The following is a 17,710-nucleotide window of genomic DNA, read 5'->3' on the forward strand; positions in this document are numbered from 1 at the left end:
AAAAAATGATGATGATGAATGAGAATCTCTTAGAACAATTAAATGAAGGTCAGCGTGAGGCTGTCGTATACTGTGATGGTCCTCAACTGGTCATTGCCGGGGCAGGTTCCGGCAAGACACGTGTGCTGACTTATAAGATAGCCTATCTATTGCAGCAGGGGATGGATCCCTGGAATATCCTCGCGCTGACATTTACCAATAAGGCAGCAAGGGAAATGAAGGAGCGTATCGGCAGACTGGTAGGGTCGGAGCGTGCCCGTTATCTTCAAATGGGTACCTTCCATTCGGTTTTCGCAAGGATATTGAGAGCGGAGGCTGCCGCATTGGATTTCCAGTCGAACTTCACGATTTATGACCAGAGTGATTCTCGTTCTTTGGTGAAGAGCATTATCAAGGAGATGCAGTTGGACGATAAAGTATATAAGCCTGCCTCTGTAGCCGACCGTATCTCTATGGCAAAGAATCACCTGTTGCTTCCACAGGCTTATGCGCAAAGTTCTTGGGCGACGGATGATGCACAGCATAAACGTCCGGCGTTGAAGAATATATATATAAGGTATAGTGAGCGTTGTAAACAGGCGAATGCTATGGACTTTGACGACCTGCTGGTATATACCTATATGCTGTTGAAGAACCATGAGGATATCAGACAGAAATACATAGAGCGTTTCCAATATGTTCTGGTGGATGAGTATCAAGATACTAATTACGCGCAAAAAGAAATATTAGTGTATTTGTATGATAAAAACAAGAATAATATTTGTGCAGTTGGTGATGACGCACAAAGTATCTATAGTTTCCGGGGTGCCCAAATAGATAATATTCTTAGTTTTTCAAAGGAATTTGATGGAACACAGATATTTTTAGATATTAATTATAGATCTACAAAGAATATTATTAATGCGGCAAATAGTCTAATAATGAAGAATAGTTATCGCATTACTGACAAACCGACTATTCAGGGTGTAAAAGAGAATGGAGACTTTTTGACTCTCAAGCCCGCCTATAGTGATAAGGAGGAGGCTATTATCGTTTGTAATGATATCCAGCGAATCAAGCGAAAAGACCAATGTCATTATAGTGATTTCGCTATCCTTTATCGTACCAACTCACAAAGTCGTTCCTTTGAGGAACAGATGCGCAAGGATGGTATTCCATATCGTATCTATGGTGGACTGAGCTTCTATCAGCGTAAGGAGATAAAGGATGTGATAGCCTATTATCGTGTGGTGTCTAACCCGAATGACGAGGAGGCTTTGCGACGTATCATCAATTATCCCACACGAGGAATAGGGGACACGACTGTTAATAAGATTGTAGAGACCGCCAACACCTATGGGGTGAGTCTGTGGACGGTAATCTGCCAGCCTGTACTTTTCCATCTTTCCTTGGCAAAAGGTACTGCGACAAAGATAGAGGCGTTCCGACAACTTATTGAGAGCTGGATTACCCGTGTTGATAAGGAGGATGCCTATGAGCTGGGGCATGCCATTATCATGGAGAGTGGTATCAGTAAGGAGATTTATGGTTCGAATAATCCCGATGACTTGTCACGTCAGGAAAATTTAGAGGAGTTCCTGGGTGGTATGCAGGATTTTGTAGAGGGTCGTCGGGAAGAAGGTATGGAAGAACAGGTATTTCTCTCTGATTTCCTGCAGGAGGTCGCATTGTTGACAGACCTTGACAGTGATGATGGTGATGCTGATGATAAAGTGGTGTTAATGACCATACATAGTGCGAAAGGCTTAGAGTTCCCGACAGTCTTTGTGGTGGGATTGGAAGAGAATATCTTCCCGTCTCCTATGTGTACCAACTCCATGCGTGAGTTAGAGGAAGAACGTCGGTTATTGTATGTTGCCATTACCCGTGCGGAGAAGCATTGTATTCTGACCTGTGCGCAGAACCGTTGGCGTTATGGGAAGATGGAGTATGATACTCCTTCAAGGTTTATCAAGGATATTGACAGTCATCTGCTGCAAGTGGAGTCGGAGAGGGGAGGCATTGCTCCTGCCGTGTCTGTTGCTAGACGTCCTGTCTCACGGATGCAGAATCCACGACCGGTGGCAACACAGTTTATGGCTGACCCCAAGCCTCGTCTGATTCCTGTCCGACAAGAAAGTCGCCTGCCGCAGTCGTCTGTCGGCGATATTGGCTTAAAGGAGGGAAATGTGATAGAGCATCAGCGCTTCGGAGTCGGAAAGGTCATCAGGATAGAGGGAAGTGGAGAGAACACCAAAGCCACTGTTGAGTTTAAGAATGCCGGTACGAAGCAGTTATTACTGAAATTCGCTAAATATACGATTATTGGATAATCCGTTAAAGAGCCTCATCCTCTGGACGTTCCAGAAGATGAGGCTTTATTTTGGGAAGATGTTTCTTCTTACGTAGAAAAGCAGCCTTACGGGCTTCATATTCCTCGAAATGTTTCTCCAGGAAGTTATCCGCCATACTACTTGTTCTTATTGTAGATGATGCTGATTCTTACTGGGTCATGTATGTTCTCTGACCCACCTACCAGTCTGGAACTGGTTATCGACATCTCATGATGGACGGCACTGATAGATGATGTCGTAGTGGAATAAGAGGTTGTCGAGGTTGTTGAGGTCTGAACAGGTATTAAGACGACTTTGTTCCAGTCAGGATGTTCTGTGGTATAATTAGCACCTCCTCCTTGCTTGAAATCATATAAGACATTGATTAACGTGGAGATATTATTGAAGGTGTAAGAGTTGTATGCTGTGTTTAACGTTGCCAGATAGGTGGTGACGTTATCGGGGACTTGATGTTTCTCAAAGAAAGTTGTCACACTGTCTTTCGGCACCATCAGTAGTGTCGTAGGGTCTTTCAGTAACTTCTCTGCCAGCTCCGTCTTGTCGTTCATCTTATGGAATATCACTTTCGCGGAGGAAATGGTGTCATTCTCATGATGAAGCTTGATTTCATCGATAGGGAGTGTCACCTCTGTGAAGATACCTGCGGGAGTCTTGAGGTAGGTCCACCCTGTCTCCTTAGCCATCTCTGAGATGAGCTCCTCGTTATTAGTGATATGGGTAGTCTGCATGACCTCTTCTGTGCTATAGAAGAACGACATGTCGTAATACTCATTCTCGTCATCATCATCATCTTCTTCATCATCCATGTATTTATAATACACCGTCATGCGTGTGGTAGCGATTTCTGACATGACACCGACACCATCCGTCGTCTTGAAATAGAAACCAGGACAAACGTTTTTGATGAAAGACTGGGAGTTCTTGAAATATTCCGGATGGTCGTAATAAGTCCGCATCAGGTACGTGCCATAGTTGCTGTACTCCTTGTTGTTCTTGTCCTTATAGGGCTTGTTTAATACGAATTTGATGACGTTCCTGCCTTCGTTCGCCTTTCTCGTGCTGTCATTCTGCTGCATATTGGTCACGCTGTACATCACGTCGTACTTTAAACCGTCTGTTCTGACATATCCCTCTTCTTCCGGGTCAAAGTTGGACAAGTAGTTTCTTCCTTCCTCAATAGGTTTGGCTAACTCGTACATCGTCATCTTCATGGCGGCGAGAGAGTCTCCTGTGAAATTGGAGAGGTGAATGGATATGACACAAGAGTCAGCAACCACATTACCATGCTCATCTAAAGAAAGGATTTGATCCTCAGGAAAGAAGATACTGTCAGCATCATTCTCCAAAATAGTAAACTGGGTCGTGTAATCTGCTGTTATATAAGCACTCGTCTCCGGATCCTTAATACGACCAAGGTAAGTGTGGATGTTTTGTGCCTGCACGGCATCAACAATCATTGATCTCGTAGCGACATCAAAAGTGTCAGTTTCAATGGAAAATAAGTCAACATTGCTTGTTAATGTCTTACCAATACCTACCGTGTCTTCATCACATGAAGAGATCGTTGCCATCATGGCGGATACAATCCCTATCAGCAGTAATTTTCTCATCATTGAAGTCTTAGAATCTTAATGATATTATCCTTATTTTTTATACCTTATTTTTAAATCTGCTCATAAAAAGCCTCGTATGCCTTCCCAAAATCCTCTCCCGGGTATGCCAGTGTCGGAATATTGTTCGATTGAGCGTATGCCAGCAAACTTTCATTGACATCTTTATGGGCGGCTATGACACCATCGCTATAGTCAATGGCAAGCTTTCCCAGTTCTTCAAAGTCAAAGTGCTTGTTGTATTTGTCCAGCAATTCCGCTTTGGCTTCTCTGAAATCAACACATTGCTTGAAGTTTGTGCCTAAGTCGGAGTTCAAGCTCTTCGTGAAAAGGGACGTGACAACTTTCGTGTTGGCAAACGAAGGCTCTTCATGGTAAGCTGTCTTGATATAGAGTGGGACTACGGCACCCATCCAGCCTTGAACATGGATGATGTCGGGGACCCATCGTAATTTCTTGACGGTCTCCAGTACGCCTCTTGCGAAGAAAATGGCACGCTCACCGTTGTCGGGATAGTCCTCTCCCTTTTCGTCCATCGTCATCTGGCGTTTGGAGAAATAGTCGTCATTGTCTATAAAGTATACCTGAATACGGGTCTGGGCAATAGATGCCACCTTGATAATCAAAGGGTGGTCTGTATCATCAATGATCAGATTCATTCCCGAAAGGCGGATCACTTCATGCAACTGTCCACGACGCTCGTTGATGATTCCCCATTTGGGCATGAATGTACGTATCTCGTGTCCGTTCTCCTGCATGACCTGCGGGAGAGCTTTACCCATCAGTGAAAGATCGCTGTCGGGTACATAGGGTACAATCTCTTGATTGATGAACAATATTTTTTTTGCCATATTCGGTATAATTTATCTGTGCAAAGGTACGAAAAATAATTCACAAAAACGTAGAATCGTGCAGATTTAAGGATTTTTAGTCTCGAAATTGGCATATTTTCACGATATTTTTTCCTTATTTGATAAAAACGTTGTTATTTTGCACCCGATTTGTACACAAGCGAATAGATAATGATAAAAGTATTCAATAAGATTGTGGATCTTCAGAATCAGCTTTTTGAGGACCGCAAGCAAGGAAAGGAAATAGGTTTTGTACCTACCATGGGGGCACTTCATGAGGGACATGCCTCCTTGGTGAGACGTAGTGTGAAAGAGAATGCGATAACGGTGGTTTCTGTGTTTGTAAATCCTACGCAGTTTAATGATAAGAACGATCTGAAAAACTATCCCCGCACTCTTGAGGCTGATTGCGAACTGTTAGAGAAATGTGGTGCGGATTATGTCCTGGCTCCTTCAGTGGAAGAGATGTACCCGGAACCAGATACTCGTCAGTTTGAGTATCCTCCCGTGTCTACTGTCATGGAAGGCGCTCATCGCCCCGGACATTTCAATGGTGTCTGTCAGGTCGTCAGTCGCCTGTTCTATATCGTCAAACCGACTCGTGCCTATTTCGGAGAGAAAGACTGGCAGCAAATTGCTGTTGTCAAAGCGATGGTTCGTCATCTGGGAATTTCTGTCCAGATTGTGGAATGTGAGATTGTCCGTGATGAAGACGGATTGGCAAAGAGCTCTCGTAACACCTTGCTCTCGGCTGACGAAAGAGCCATTGCGCCAAATATCTATAAAGCCTTGAAGGCAAGTGTCAAATACGCTGAGAATCATACGCTTAAGGAAACGCATGACAAAGTAGTAGATGACATCAATAAGGTGGATGGACTGGACGTGGAGTACTTCTCTATAGTCGATGGGAACACCTTACAGGACATTGAGAATTGGGAGGACTCTCCTTATGTGGTAGGATGCATCACCGTCTATTGTGGTAAGACTCCCATTCGTTTAATTGATCATATAAAATACAAGGAATCATGATGATAGAAGTAATGAAGTCCAAGCTTCATTGTGTGACAGTTACCGAGGCAAATCTCAACTACATGGGCAGTATCACCATCGATGAGGATCTGATGGATGCAGCCAATCTGATAGCAGGTGAAAAGGTTCAGGTACTGGACAATAACAATGGAGAGCGTTTTGAGACCTATATCATCAAAGGTGAGCGGGGTAGTGGTTGTATCTGTCTGAATGGTGCTGCTGCCCGGAGGGTTCAGGTCGGTGATGTGGTGATCATCATTTCCTATGCCCTGATGGATTTCGAGGAAGCCAAGACCTTCAAGCCCAGCGTAGTATTCCCCAAGGAAGGAAACAGGGTATAACCATCGTATTCTTAATACTTTTAAAACCAGTACCCCGATTCGGGGTACTGGTTTTATAGTGATTCTTTTTTCTTTATATTGGGATTAACCTGAGGGATATTTAGGATAATATTTATACGTTTTGTTAAGTCATCATCTTATCGTTTGTGCGATGGTTCCACACCTAGCCTGCGCCCGGAGCACGTAGGCTTAGTGCCCGTTGGTGTCAGCAGACATGATTATATAATAAGGAATTAAAAATATATGTACCAAGTAATTAAAGTACAAACGACGATGATATGGAATCAGCACTTACTTTCCGCTCAGTTCTGTCAGGAACTCTGCTGCTGTCAGAAGAGGCAAGTTGCAAAACTCTGCAAAGTCTCTTCCGTTATTCGTCACGATGACATCACAACCTGCCGCCTTTGCACACTGGTATTGCAGCATGTCCTCAAAATCGCGAACTCGTTGTCCCATGGCAGCCACCAATTGAGCATCATCGGTGGGCAATACGGCAATGTATTCATGAAGATTATGGAACAAACCATAGACATCTGTTTTCCCCTTCAGAATATACGCCATATTAGCGAAAGTAAGATAAGAGGCAGAAAGGCTCACTGTTCCATTTTTCCCATGCTGCAAAAGTTGCTCAGCATCGTCACCATGTTCACGGCCCAGTACATAATCCACCAGGATGTTCGTGTCGAGGAATACGCGTTTCATCGGCTTAACAGAGCTTTAAGACGTGGGTCACTTTCAATCTCATCCTCTGTGAACGATGCGCAGCCACTCCATTTTCGGATATCTGATGATACAGGAATCGTCTTATACGGCTTCTTTGTACTTGCCACGACTTTTGTCTTTTTGGCAGGTGTCAGCGTCTTCACGAAAGTTAGCACTTTTTTCAGCATACCCTCATCTTCAGCAATGATGCTCAGTTCGCGAAGCAGTTCCGCATTCAATTGTAGTGTCGTCATAATCCTAATATGCTTGTTTCTTGGGTGCAAAGATAAACAATTAATTCGAATAAACAATATTTTATTAAATAAAAACATTAGACGCTTATGAAACGAAGTAAACTTTTAACCATTCCGCGGGCGGCAACCAGGATGCGGGCGCGGCAGGGACGGATTGCAGGAATCTGCACTTTCACCGCCCCCGTTGCAGCCCGTTTTTCTGGAATCGGGCGCCTCTCATGCACAATTATATTATTAAATAGGTAAAAATGACTAAAAAAAGCATCCTCCGTGACCAATTTTCATGGAAAGTTCGTACCTTTGCACCCGTGTTCTCGGAACACGAATCTTTTTATTGCTCAATTATCCTGCCGAACTGCAACCTCGTAAGGGATTTAACGAGCAAATCCAAATATCCATTGGAGCTGCGCACCATAGCGCAGACTCCACCATAGGATATTTGGGGCTGTTGCAGGCCTGGCAGGATATATGGGACGGGGTCTGCGCTTTCTTTATGCCCATACCGATAGTGCTTCCCCCTACCAGACTTTGATGAAAGAATTATAAAGTAACCATAATACAAGAACAATTAAAAAAGAAACAAAATGAGAAGTATGATCAGGATTAAACGAACATTCCATCTCATCCTCACCCTCGCCGCGATGCTCACGATGGCGCAGACGACGTGGGCACAGGAAGCAGCAGTTTATGACCTCGTCACCGAGGTGCCTACCGTCGATGGCGGACAGTCGACGAACTGGAACACTGAGTATGACTATTACAGTTTGGTTGACGGAAACACAAGCACGGTTTACGGCATCAGCAATGCCAATCCCTGGGTGGAGTTCCATTACTCACGTGCCTTCGTCCCCAAGAAGTATTTCCTCTGGACGGGTGATAGTTGGTCCTTTGCTTACAATCCAGCAACGTGGACTATCAAGGCGAAACTGAACAAGACCGACGAGTGGACGACTCTTGCAACCGTTGACAACAGCAACGGTGACCAACTGCCAGAGGCCGACCGCACCTCGAAGGAATTCAGCATCGAAAGCAACACGAAAGCCTACAAGTATTTCCGCTTCGAGGCAACAAGAAAAAACAACGGTACATTCCAGCTTGGCGAGTTGCAGTTCAAAGAGGCAACAGAAAAGATGGAATTGACATGGAAGATGTACAACGGTGGCGGAACAAACCGCACCGAATCCGGCAAGTCTGCCGACTTTGTCAGTAACGGCAATACGATGCGCTACTCATGGACTGGCAATCCCAGGCTCAATGTATGGAGGAATGATGGATGCGTGTTCGAAAAGCCCATCAGGGATGGACTTTCAGTATCTTTCCCATACCTCGCGGGCAAAGTGACCAAGGTTGAAATCAATCAAGTCTATTTCGAGAACGCTGGTATGAATCTTTCTATCGGTAATGGCACCGCGAACGGGAAACTGAAGACAGGTAATAACAATAGCGAATACTATGCGTCAAGTAATGAACATAATCTGAAAAACATCACCTTTACGGGCGAAATAGACGTTGATGCCACCAATTATTTGAGATTCACATTCAGCAGAAATGGAATCAGCGACGACGAAAGTCAGATGTTTTGCTTTGGGGGAACCAATGCTGCTGTCAAGGTGACCTTGGTGAAAGCGAAGAAGGCTGCCCTCGGCCATACGTTCACAACATCGTCCATCACCACCAGCGGCAATGTGCTGACCGCCACCTGCACCAGCGACGATGCCGACCACGTGGCCCTTTATGGTGCCAACCATCGGTACACGCTGACGCTCAACGCCGCCAACGGCATGGCCAACCCTGGCGTTCCCGTCACAGCATGGCTGACCCCTGCGGTTGGCGACTTCAACGAGGATACGCAACTCGGAGCCACGTGTACCGTCGAGTACGCTCCGCAAGGCACCTCGCAAAGCAGCAGCAGTTGGACAACGGCCGCACCTTATGTCGCAGGCAACTACACCGCCCGCGCCACCATCAGAATCAACAGCACCAACTACGTGCTGACCACGAACTTCAGCGTCATAGAAGGACACTATATTACCAACGACTACTCGCAGTTCACTATCAACAAGGCTGGAGCCATGGCGGGCGAAAACATCACCGTCACCTTCACGCCGAAGATGGGCGAGAGCCTTGCTACGCTGACCGTGACGGGCGACAACACAAGCCTGAGTCTCAACAGCGGCATCAGCGACAACGGCGACAATACCTACACCTTCGCCATGCCGAATGAGAACGTGACCCTCGGCGGCACGTTCACGTTCCCGATGAACGCCGACAACTTCGCGCAGGACGGCGACACCTACACCATCAAGAACGCCGACGGCTGGAACTACTTCTGCCAGCGCATACAGTATGATGCCAATCTCGACGGCTTTAGCGGAAAGACCGTAGAACTCGCCGCCAACATCAGCGTGACAACGATGGCGGGCATGGTGCATCCGTTCAAGGGCACCTTCGACGGCAAGGGCAAGACGCTGACGTTCAACCGCACTGCCGATGCCATGTACACCGCCCCCTTCCAGAATACCAACGGCGCCACCATCAGCAACCTTCACGTTGAGGGCACCATCACGGGTGGCACCAATTCCTACATAAGCGGCCTGGTGGGCAGTGCTAACGGCAACCTCACCATCCGCGACTGCCACGTGAGCACCCAAATCAGCACCACCTTCGACAGCAATACCCTCAGTTCAAACGTCGGAATCGGCGGATTCGTGGGTCTCCTGAGTTCGCAATACAACCAATGCCACATCACGGGCTGTGTGTTCGACGGACTCATCTACAACCCCAACTATTCCGGCACGACCTATGGCTGCGGCGGATTCGTCGGCTGCCTGTCAGACGACGTGTATGTTGAGCTCACCGACTGCCTCTTCATCGAAGGCCAGTACGACAACAACGGCGGCAAGCACGAACTACTGTGGGGACATGACAACAACAAGAACAGCACCTTCTTCCACCGCACCAACAACCAAGGCGAGGGCAAACTGACCAACTGCTTCTTCGTCGCCACGCACTTCCTGAAGCAAGGCTCGCCCGCTGTGGAATCGGCCACTGCCCCCACCAACTTCGCCCACTTCGGCGACCCGACGACCGACTACGGCTTCCTGAAGGTGTATGGCCACACCATGGTCCTCGGCGGCAAGTACTACACGCCGATATATGGCGACCTGGTGGAGGAATACGACTACGGCGGGGGAAAGAGTTACAACATCGAGTACGACGACAAGCCCCTCGGCATCCCCGACATCACGTCGCAACTGACGACGTCCTTACTGCGCTACAAACGCAAGTTCACCGCTGGAAAGCCCGTGACGGTGATGCTGCCGTTCAACTTTGAGCCAAACGACTTCAGACGAGGTGGTGAAGGCGACGTTCTGACTGGTCATTTCTATGATTTCGCGGGCATCCATCTGGACCCGCAAACGAGCAAATGGATGGCCGAGATGAACGAGGTAGGCAGCGATGATGCCAACGAAGTGACCACGATGAAGGCCAACCATCCGTACCTCTTCGTGCCCACAATGAGCACGGTGCTACATCCTTATATGAACAACTTGGAGTACATCTACATCGAGAAATACAGCGACGGCATCTCCATCTTCACCCAGGACAACGAGGGCGGCAATAAGGTGACCCAGTATGACGGCAGCAACGAGTCATTCCGCTGGAACAAATGGGACTTCATCGGCACCTACCAGCCGCGCTACTGGTACGACGGCTCGGACAGCGAACATCCAGCAGAGAACATAGGCGAACTCGGCAAGGTGTATGGCTTTGCAGGAGCGACCAAGGAGGTGCAAGGAGTATACAACAACACGATTACCGTCGAGGCTGGCGATTTCGTGAGGGCGAAGAGCGGCGCGAAGATACGCCCCACGTCGTGCTACCTGATGTGGACGGGCTACGAGCCCGACTATGCCCGCACTCTGAACCGCGCAGCAGCGAATGACGACACGGAACTACCGCAAAGCATCACCGTGAAACTCATCTCTGCCAACGGTGACATTACCGGCATCGGCGAGATTGACACCAAGACGGGCGAGATATCATTTGACGGATGGTACACGCTGAACGGTGTGCGACTGAATGGCAAGCCCACGAAGAAGGGCATCTATATCAACAATGGAAAAAAGATTGTAATCAAATAACGAATGGAGGACACAGCAATGAAAAAGAGAGCATACGAGAAACCAACCTGCAGGGTCGTAGTGTTGCAACATAAAGCAAATATCTTGGTAGGCAGTCCCTACGACGCCACCCCGCCCAACGAAATCCCCGACTATGACGGCTGGTTTGCTTGATTAAATGCTAATGAAAATTTGGGGACTCTTGCTCTGGCAAGCGACTTCGTCGATGACTGAATGATCCACAAATGATAATAATCTCACGACTGGCAGGACTCCAATTCTGTCAGTCGTTTTTCAATCTCCATAACACAAAAACAAAAAATCCTGCTATCCCTGCTACAATGTGATTGAAATGCTTCCTTTTATAAAAACCCCTAACCTCCAACTGATTTCTTCTGAAACGCCGATGTACAGGGTGTTTGCGGGCAGTTGGAGGTTGCTCTAACCTCCAACTAAGCTCTCACTAACCTCTAACATAGTGGGAGGTGGGTTGGACGTTAGTGGGAGGTTGTCAGAACCTCCAACTGGTCTTGCGCCCTTTATTTATCGAGGTTTGCGGGATTTTTAGTGGGAGGTTAGGGGTATTATCGAAAGTTCCCGGTTTCCTTCTACATGTAATTTTTAAAACCCTTGTCACCGTTGCCGACTTGCAAAAGTATTTGATTGTCAAGGGATTGTGGGTAACAACATAGCGGCAACGGTGACAACGATATCTCCTATGAAAGTAAATTCAGTGTGTTTACTCAGTAAATTCAGTGAATTTACTTACCAAATTCACTGAATTTACTGAGATAGGAGGCATCGGAATAAAAAGCATCTAACAGGGGTGTGTTACGAAGGCGGCACCTCCTGCCTGCGAAGGTGCCGCTTCCTCGGGTCGAAGGCGGCACATTCAAGGGTCGAAGGTGCCGCCTTCATAGGGGAAGGGGAAGGGGTCAGGGTTAAGGGTTAAGGGTTAAGGGTTCACGGTTCATGGTTAAGAGTTAGGGTGATTAGCAAATGAAGGCTTTAATCGGGTCGAATAAAGCCCTTAATCGGTATGAAAGTGGGCTTTAGTCGGTAACAAAACAACAGTTAGTCGGTAACAAAGTGGGCTTCAGTCGGTAACTGATTTATATGTTTTTCTTTTTGGTGTTGAAGGCTTTTATAATTATATACATGCAAAAGTACACAAAAGTGAGCAATTTACCAAGAATAACACACCTTTTTTACATTCTGAATAAATAAAGGACGGTTCTTTGACTCAATAGTCCAAAGAACCGTCCTTTTGAATGGACAGCCATGCTTGTTGTTATTAGTATATTCGCTGAGGCTTATTCGATAACCACCAGTGCATCGTCCTCCATGACAGACTGACCAGGATTAACGCATACGGCAGTCACCTTACCAGCTTTCTCTGTCTCAATATTATTAGCCATCTTCATCGCCTCTAATACGACAACGGTATCACCGGCTTTCACTTCGTCGCCTACGCTGACACACACTTCTGTGATGACACCGGGAAGGGGAGCCTTAATGGCGTTGTTGGAATTGATGCTGGCAGAGCTTCCGGAGTTCTCAGAGTTCTCGGAGCTTTCTGCGGCAACAGGCTTGCGCACAACAACTTTCTTCTCCTCTACAGGTTCAGGCTCCATCTCCACCTTATATACCTCACCATTAACGGTGACAGTAGCGGTATTCTCGATAATATCATCAATGGCTACCTCATATTTGTTACCATTGATGGTATACTTATATTCTTTTTTCATAATGAATCTGTTTTATGGGTGTTCTGTCATAGTCAGGGCATATCCGTTCCATTGAGTCTGTTTCTCTTGTATCGTAATGATACCAGGTTCCTTGTCATGGACATTGTTCCCCTTGTACTCATGAAGAGCAAGAGCTATGGCAGCATAAATTTCATTCTTCATATGTCATGTCTTTAAAGGAGTCCTGGATATCCTCATACCCAGGACTCCTGTTTATAATTACATAGGAATGTTACCATGCTTCTTAGCAGGCAGTGCATCACGCTTGGTGGCAAGCTGGGCAAGGGCACGACAGATGCGGAAACGAGTGTTGCGTGGCTCGATGACATCGTCGATATAACCATACTTGGCTGCCTGATAAGGATTGGCGAAGAGCTCGTTGTACTCTTCCTCCTTCTCAGCGATGAATGCCTTCACATCCTCACCAGCCTCTTTCTTTGCCTTTGCCTCCTTGGCATAGAGCACAGCAGCGGCGCCAGAGGCACCCATGACAGCGATCTCGGCAGAGGGCCAAGCGTAGTTGAGGTCGGTATGCAGCTGCTTAGAACCCATCACGATGTGAGAACCACCGTATGACTTACGCAGGGTAACGGTGATTTTGGGTACGGTAGCCTCTCCGTATGCATACAACAGCTGTGCACCGTGCAGGATGACGGCATTGTACTCCTGACCAGTACCTGGCAGGAATCCCGGTACGTCGACCAGTGATACGATAGGAATATTGAAGGCGTCGCAGAAACGTACGAAGCGGGCACCCTTACGGGAAGCGTTCACGTCGAGTACACCAGCATAGCAAGAAGGCTGGTTGGCGACGATACCTACACTCTGACCGTTGAAACGGGCAAAACCGACGATGATGTTCTTGGCGAACTTAGGCTGTACCTCGAAGAACTCGTTGTCGTCGACAATGGCACTGATCACCTTATACATATCGTATGCCTCATTGGGGTTCTCTGGGATAATCTCGTTCAGAGAGTCCTCCAGACGGTCGATGGGGTCTGTACACTTCTTGCGGGGAGCCAGTTCCATATTGTTAGAGGGAATATAGCTCAACAGGGTCTTCAGCATCTCAACAGCCTCTTCCTCCGTCTTGGCGGTGAAGTGTGTCACACCAGACTTGGAGGCGTGTACGCTGGCACCACCCAGATGCTCTTGGTCAATATCCTCACCCGTAACGGTCTTCACCACTTTCGGACCTGTGAGGAACATATATGACGTACCTTCCATCATCAAGGTGAAGTCAGTGAGGGCAGGGGAGTAAACGGCACCACCGGCGCAGGGACCGAAGATACCTGAGATCTGTGGGATGACACCTGATGCAAGGATGTTACGCTCGAAAATCTCTGCATAGCCGGCGAGGGCGTTGATACCTTCCTGGATACGGGCACCGCCTGAGTCGTTGATACCAATGACGGGAGCTCCCATCTTCATAGCCATATCCATGACCTTACAGATTTTCTGGCTCATGGTCTCTGACAGAGAACCGGCATGTACGGTGAAGTCTTGTGCGAAGATGAATACCAGACGACCGTCAATCGTACCACTACCTGCTACGACACCATCACCAAGGAACTGTTTCTTCTCCATGCCGAAGTTATGGCAACGGTGCTCCTTGAACATGTCGTATTCCTCGAAAGAACCCTTGTCGAGCAACATCTCAATGCGCTCACGTGCTGTATATTTTCCTTTGTCATGCTGCTTCTGGATGGCTTTCTCACCACCGCCGAGACGAGCTTGTTCACGCTTCTCAATAAGCTGCTTGATTTTCTCTAATTGCTTACTCATTGTTGTTTTTTAATTTATTTCGATATTACGAGATGATGATTTACTCAGGATGCTCGCAGAGCTCTGTCAGCACACCAGCTGTTGATTTGGGATGCAGGAAAGCGATATTGAGGTTCTCGGCACCCTTACGTGGCTTCTCGTCAATCAGACGGACACCCTTCTCGCTGACCTCTGCAAGTGCGTTGGCAACACCGTCCTCTACGCAGAAAGCAACATGGTGTACTCCCTTGTTGCCTTTGTCCAGCCATTTCTGGATAGTGCTCTCAGGAGATGTGGGCTCCAACAGCTCAAGTTTAACCTCGCCGCACTTCAGGAAGGCGGTCTTTACTTTCTGGTCCTCTACCGTCTCAACGGCATAACACTTCAGCCCCAGTACATTCTCAAAGAATGGAAGGCTCTCTTCAATGCTCTGGACAGCGATGCCCAGATGCTCAATGTGTGAAATCTTCATATGTCAATAAATTGAGTTTTAAATTACTAAGGTGCAAAGGTACACAATTTAATTGACAATTGATAATTGATAATTAAGAATTAAGCATTATTAAAACTCGACAATGACTTTTCCGTTGATTTGTCTGCCGGTAAGGTAGTTCGGAACGGCATATTGTTGGTTAGTCACGTCGGTTACCCAGTAATAGCTGTTGACATTGGAGATACCGAGGATATTGAGTCCTTCCAGACTCACCCATACCCGGCGCAGTCCAAAGTTGCTGCGATTCTCGTTGTGGTAGGCGAGGAAACTCATACCGATATCAGCGCGCTTATAGGCAGGAGCACGGAACTGCTGGTATTCCAGTCCCCGGTGTGGGGCACCGAAAGGCAGTCCGTCGGCAATGGCAAGTCGCAAGGTCATCTTCCATCGCTCTGTGCCAGGAAAATAGTCGGTGAAGTGCAGGTTGACACCCCATCGCTGGTCTGTAGGCATCGGTATGCTGACCCCGTTTATCTTCTGACGAGTGCTCATGATAGAGAATGTCAGCCAAGAGTCAGTGCCTGGTACAAACTCTCCAAACAACTTTAGGTCCAGTCCTGCCGCATAGCCTTTTGCAAGGTTCTCGCCATAGTAAACGACCTTCATATTCTGGACATTATACGGCACGAGGTTGTTCATGATCTTATAGTAAGCCTCGGCAGTGAAGCGGAAAGGACGGTTTGCCATACGGAAACGGTAGTCAAAAGCACCGACGATATGGATGGAACGCTGACTCTTGATGTCGCTGTTCAGGGTCACGATGGTTCTTCCGTTAATAGTAGTGGTGTCACGCAACTCCTTATAGAATGGTGCCTGATAGTAGAGTCCCGTAGACAGACGGAACGTCATATTCTCATTGAAACCAGGAATCATCGCCAGTGATACACGTGGTGAGATAATGGTCTCCTTATTGTAGCTCCAGTTGGCGAGTCTGACACCCATGTTCAGCGTCCACAGGTTAGGTTTCTCAGCATTACCCGTCTGGAAACGGTAGGTGTCTTGCAGGAAAGCCTCCAGTCTTGTCGATGATATCTTGTGGTTGGAGACAAGGGAATAGATCATATCCAGTCGCTTGCCCGTATGAGGGATGCTATAGCCGCTGGAGTCACGCATCTCGTATTCTCTGGCGTTCTCCTCTATCTCCTCCCATTTCATGGTCAGTCCACCCTCAATGTCATGATGTCTCATCTTGTGGTTGACAGTCAGTTTGGCACTTGCCACATTAGCGGTCAGGTAGTTACGGGCATGCTCCATATAGGTTCCCACACCTAGGTTCTCCGAGGTCTGTGTGTCGTCCAACCAATACTGTCCCTGGATGTCGTAGGTCTCCTGCTCCTTGGTATGGAAAGCGGCAGCCTGCAGTTTGATGTGTGTCTTCTCCGTGGGATGGTAGGTGATAGCCGCCGTCCCGAACAAGGTGCGGAAAATATCCTTTTCCTGTCCGTCGAAATATACCTTGAATGATTTCACGTCCTGCATGGTTCCGAAGGAGGTCTCTCTGTCGCTGGGCGAGAAATTATAATGGTTCTCCGAAATATTTCCAATTACCTCCAAGTCCCATCGCTTATTGGGACTCCAGGTGATATAGGTCTGGTAGTCAAGGAAGTTTGGCTTGTACTCACCTTTCGTCTCCAGGGAACCAAGCAGGTAGCGGTTGGTCTTGTAACGCACCCCATGACTCATCGAGAACTTCTTATTACCATAACCCACAAAGATGCTGCCTCCTAAGAGGGATGCCTGGATGTTGCCTTCCAGACGTGTGGGCTTACGGTACTGGATATCTAGGGCACTTGACATCTTATCACCGTATTTTGCCTCAAAGCCACCTGACGAGAAACCGATTTTCTCTACCATGTCACTATTGATGACGGAGAGACCTTCTTGCTGTCCACTGCGGATGAGTAGGGGACGGTATACCTCTGTGCCATTGATATACACAGAGTTCTCATCGAAGGAACCACCTCTTACGTTATACTGGCTGGACAGTTCGTTATGGGTTGACACACCTGCCTGTTGCTGTACCAGCTCCTCCACGGCATTACCTGTCGTAGAGGGGGTGTTCCTGAGGTTCTTCGTGTCTAATTGGTCCGTACCTGTTGTCTGTCTGCGTTTCTCTGTTACGATAACCTCATCGAGTTCTTTCATCGGATACAAGGTGATGAGCAGGCGTTGTTTACCTTTTGGGTTACGAAGCACACGGGTACGGGTCTGAAAACCAATCATCGAGAATTTCACGACGACCGAGTCGGCTGATTTCAGATTCAGCGAGTATTCGCCTTTAAGGTTTGCTACTGTCACAGCACCTTGTTCCAGACAACTTACCGTGGCAAGCTCAATGGCATTACCTTCTTCATCGCTCACCACACCTGAGAGGGTAAACGACTGCGCATGCAACATGATACTGCCGAAGAGCAGCATACATAGTGTCAGAATATGAAATTGTCGACTCATACTCCTATAT

At 47.5% G+C, this 17,710-nt stretch carries 15 protein-coding genes; 5 read left to right on the forward strand and 10 right to left on the reverse strand.

Features of this window, described 5'->3' with window-relative positions; genetic code table 11:
- The first annotated feature begins 14 nt into the window (after window positions 1-14).
- Complete coding sequence (locus BM257_RS10045; protein ID WP_092072145.1) at window positions 15-2,312, forward strand: ATP-dependent helicase; 2,298 nt, start codon at window positions 15-17, stop codon at window positions 2,310-2,312.
- A gap of 4 nt (window positions 2,313-2,316) precedes the next feature.
- On the opposite strand, the gene BM257_RS10050 is transcribed toward BM257_RS10045, so the two are convergent.
- From BM257_RS10050 to BM257_RS10060, 3 genes are read right to left on the reverse strand one after another with little or no spacing between them, the layout of a single operon-like run.
- Window positions 2,317-2,448, reverse strand: coding sequence for a dehydrogenase (locus BM257_RS10050; RefSeq protein ID WP_092071865.1), 132 nt, complete (start codon window positions 2,446-2,448; stop codon window positions 2,317-2,319).
- 1 nt (window position 2,449) lies between these two features.
- Window positions 2,450-3,946: a DUF4270 domain-containing protein gene (locus BM257_RS10055; RefSeq protein ID WP_092071868.1), complete on the reverse strand. Its 1,497-nt coding sequence runs from the start codon at window positions 3,944-3,946 to the stop codon at window positions 2,450-2,452.
- A gap of 50 nt (window positions 3,947-3,996) precedes the next feature.
- Window positions 3,997-4,794 carry a glycogen/starch synthase gene (locus BM257_RS10060; protein ID WP_092071871.1) on the reverse strand — a complete coding sequence of 266 codons (798 nt, stop codon included), beginning with the start codon at window positions 4,792-4,794 and terminating at the stop codon, window positions 3,997-3,999.
- A gap of 174 nt (window positions 4,795-4,968) precedes the next feature.
- Here BM257_RS10060 and panC point away from each other — a divergent pair, with 174 nt between their 5' ends.
- Both panC and panD read left to right on the forward strand, forming a co-directional pair.
- Window positions 4,969-5,823 carry a pantoate--beta-alanine ligase gene (panC, locus tag BM257_RS10065; protein ID WP_092072148.1) on the forward strand — a complete coding sequence of 285 codons (855 nt, stop codon included), beginning with the start codon at window positions 4,969-4,971 and terminating at the stop codon, window positions 5,821-5,823.
- Window positions 5,820-6,164 carry an aspartate 1-decarboxylase gene (panD, locus tag BM257_RS10070; RefSeq protein ID WP_092071874.1) on the forward strand — a complete coding sequence of 115 codons (345 nt, stop codon included), beginning with the start codon at window positions 5,820-5,822 and terminating at the stop codon, window positions 6,162-6,164. Before panC ends, panD begins: the two co-directional genes overlap by 4 nt.
- A 291-nt stretch (window positions 6,165-6,455) precedes the next feature.
- Here the strand turns inward: panD and BM257_RS10075 are convergent, their stop codons facing one another.
- A complete protein-coding gene (locus BM257_RS10075) occupies window positions 6,456-6,866 on the reverse strand; it encodes a type II toxin-antitoxin system VapC family toxin (protein WP_092071877.1) in 411 nt (136 codons plus the stop codon).
- Complete coding sequence (locus tag BM257_RS10080; RefSeq protein WP_092071880.1) at window positions 6,863-7,120, reverse strand: hypothetical protein; 258 nt, start codon at window positions 7,118-7,120, stop codon at window positions 6,863-6,865. Before BM257_RS10080 ends, BM257_RS10075 begins: the two co-directional genes overlap by 4 nt.
- Window positions 7,121-7,713: 593 nt before the next feature.
- Here BM257_RS10080 and BM257_RS10090 point away from each other — a divergent pair.
- Together BM257_RS10090 and BM257_RS15185 are read left to right on the forward strand one after the other, a co-directional pair.
- Window positions 7,714-11,265: a M26 family metallopeptidase gene (locus BM257_RS10090; protein WP_092071885.1), complete on the forward strand. Its 3,552-nt coding sequence runs from the start codon at window positions 7,714-7,716 to the stop codon at window positions 11,263-11,265.
- A gap of 18 nt (window positions 11,266-11,283) precedes the next feature.
- Entirely contained in the window at window positions 11,284-11,418 is a 135-nt protein-coding gene (locus BM257_RS15185) for a hypothetical protein (protein WP_255405739.1), read from the forward strand.
- A gap of 1,139 nt (window positions 11,419-12,557) precedes the next feature.
- Here BM257_RS15185 and BM257_RS10095 read toward each other — a convergent pair.
- The 5 genes from BM257_RS10095 to BM257_RS10110 form a co-directional block, all read right to left on the reverse strand.
- On the reverse strand, window positions 12,558-12,992 hold the full coding sequence (locus tag BM257_RS10095) for a biotin/lipoyl-containing protein (protein WP_092071887.1): 435 nt from the start codon (window positions 12,990-12,992) through the stop codon (window positions 12,558-12,560).
- A 12-nt stretch (window positions 12,993-13,004) separates the two neighbouring features.
- The gene (locus tag BM257_RS14880; RefSeq protein ID WP_177216085.1) at window positions 13,005-13,154 is read right to left on the reverse strand and encodes a hypothetical protein; all 150 of its coding nucleotides are present in this window, start codon (window positions 13,152-13,154) and stop codon (window positions 13,005-13,007) included.
- Between the two features lie 57 nt (window positions 13,155-13,211).
- Entirely contained in the window at window positions 13,212-14,777 is a 1,566-nt protein-coding gene (locus tag BM257_RS10100; protein WP_092071890.1) for an acyl-CoA carboxylase subunit beta, read from the reverse strand.
- Window positions 14,778-14,817: 40 nt separating this feature from the next.
- On the reverse strand, window positions 14,818-15,228 hold the full coding sequence (gene mce / locus BM257_RS10105) for a methylmalonyl-CoA epimerase (protein WP_092071893.1): 411 nt from the start codon (window positions 15,226-15,228) through the stop codon (window positions 14,818-14,820).
- 90 nt (window positions 15,229-15,318) lie between these two features.
- Window positions 15,319-17,700, reverse strand: coding sequence for a TonB-dependent receptor (locus BM257_RS10110; RefSeq protein WP_092071897.1), 2,382 nt, complete (start codon window positions 17,698-17,700; stop codon window positions 15,319-15,321).
- Between the last annotated feature and the right edge of the window lie 10 nt (window positions 17,701-17,710).

The organism is Prevotella sp. tf2-5 (assembly GCF_900115435.1).
GTDB lineage: Bacteria > Bacteroidota > Bacteroidia > Bacteroidales > Bacteroidaceae > Prevotella.